At 51.4% G+C, this 1,931-nt stretch carries 1 protein-coding gene and 1 pseudogene; both read right to left on the bottom strand.

Features of this window, described 5'->3' with window-relative positions:
* Nucleotides 1-127: 127 nt before the first annotated feature.
* Complete coding sequence (locus tag ACF8O8_RS13615) at nucleotides 128-1,024, bottom strand: DUF6708 domain-containing protein (RefSeq protein ID WP_392509835.1); 897 nt, start codon at nucleotides 1,022-1,024, stop codon at nucleotides 128-130.
* 124 nt (nucleotides 1,025-1,148) lie between these two features.
* Nucleotides 1,149-1,931 (bottom strand): annotated as a pseudogene (locus ACF8O8_RS13610) (hypothetical protein); the annotation flags it as partial.

Genomic DNA, 1,931 nt, shown 5'->3' with positions numbered 1-1,931 from the left:
CCTGCATCGGCATAGCGGCAGGCGGGGGCGTCGGCGGTGCGGGGCACGATGGCGTAGCGCACTGGCAGGATGGGTACGCGTGCGCTGCAGGCAGGGCCGGAGGTGGCGCTGCTGACGGAGGCGTCGCTCATGTACGCTTCCCTTTTGGGGTTGAATGCGCTGGTGCCTCCTCAAATGCTTCGGGTGGCGGTGGCGCTGCTCGGACGTTGAACAGGCGGCAGATGCCATACCAGCAGAGTGCGACGGAGAGGTTGTAGGGGAAGAGCACGGCCCAGAACGGCAATTGCCAGTTCTTTTTGCCCTGCATTTCACCGGGCTCGCCGGTTCGCCAGGGGGCATAGTGGCGCCAGGCTTCTGCCGGGGTCAGGCATATGGCGTGGAGTGGCTTGTGCCACCAGTTGGGTTCACCGGGCGGGGGGAGTTTGTCCGGGCCGTGGTCCATGAAGTGGCGCAGGTATTCCCACACTTCGGCCACATGCTTGACGCCCGGTTCGGTGGGTTCGTTGCTGTCGACCCAGAGGCAGTCTTTTTTGTGGAGGCTACCGTCCTTCCTAGGCGGGGCAAAGGCAAGAGCATAGCTAGTGCTGATGGATGAACCACTGAACTCTGTGCGCTTAAATACCCCTCCCTTGATATTGGTCCAATCGAACGAGATAAGTTTTTTGTTGCGTTGATATAAGATTTTTCCAGTTGCGCGATTGAGGTAGATGTTTGATAGATTTTTTATGAAAAATATTCTGTAGGCGATGAATGGTGTAAATATTAGTGGTGCAATAACGTATTGTGCGAGTGAGTGAAGGTCCGCTAGCGCGGACTTTCTAAAATCCGCATCTATGATGTCTGGGTAGATATAAGCTGCTAACCCTAATGTCATGGCGGTATATAGTTTTCCCATGAATACGGAGTCGGATACCCATGGGTTCACGAGGGATAAGTGATGTTTGTTTATGTATGATAGTTGGCTTGAGATATTTGGAGTGAACTGAGAGCGTGCGGAGGGTGTGAAAATCCATGAAATGGCCATTATCGTTCCCCAAGCTTGAAGGTCTGGGAGGAGCCTGCTTGTTCATCTAAGCCTAGATTTGGCAGATATTTGATGTTCAGTTTAATGTGGCGGTGGTTTCGAATTTGATTCTTGAAGTGGAGTATCAGTCCTCCCCTGATTTCATAGCAGTCTGGTGTGGCTGGGAATACAGATATGCTATTGTTCTCGAGTTGGCTACTAAGGCTGGCTTGCCACTCGCTCTGGCCCAATAGAAACCCTCGTAGGAGGACTGTAAATTCAGCAGTGGGGGGATGCTAGAGACTTGATTGTGTGTGATAGCAGTCCAGTTCGGAGTAGTCCATGTGTTTAAGTCAGTCCATTTGCTGTCCAGATGCCCTAGGTCAAACAGTTTTGTCTCTTTTTTTGAAAGCAGCGAGGGTGAGTAAAATGCCTGATGCCAAGCGTTGATTTCGTCTTTAATGTTGACGAAGTTTGGAAGTTTCTTGTCGGTATCTAAAATTATGTCTGGTCGGCTTTCGCCGTCATTGAGACAGTTCCCAAATATACTTCGACTGGCCCATAGCTCTATAGGGTTGTGAAGGTGTTCGGTGGCTTTCGCATGGAGGTAGATGCCTCCAGCTATGATCGCAGCACCTAATAGGACTACTGCAGCTGCAGTCCACCCTGCAAAAGGGATAAGTGTTGTGGCGCCTGCAATAGCTAATCCACCTTCTAATACCAAGACGGAGCCTATTGCGACCGCGCCCCCACCATAGAAAGTTAAATCAGAAGCGGCAGTATTACCGTGCATCTTCTGCCTTTGGGATTTTTTATAGTCAGAGGCGAATCCTAGGAAAATAGCCGGGTAGCCGGACAACCTTGCGAACAAATTGCTTCCTAGGAGCTTGATTAGACCGTTACCAAAGGCCATACCCGGCGCTGTGGC

The sequence above is a fragment of the Pseudomonas sp. TYF_14 genome, from assembly GCF_043105275.1.
In the GTDB taxonomy this organism is placed as follows: domain Bacteria; phylum Pseudomonadota; class Gammaproteobacteria; order Pseudomonadales; family Pseudomonadaceae; genus Aquipseudomonas; species Aquipseudomonas alloputida.
The sequence above is the reverse complement of the archived record's forward strand: the minus strand, read 5'-3'. Positions and strand labels throughout refer to the sequence as shown.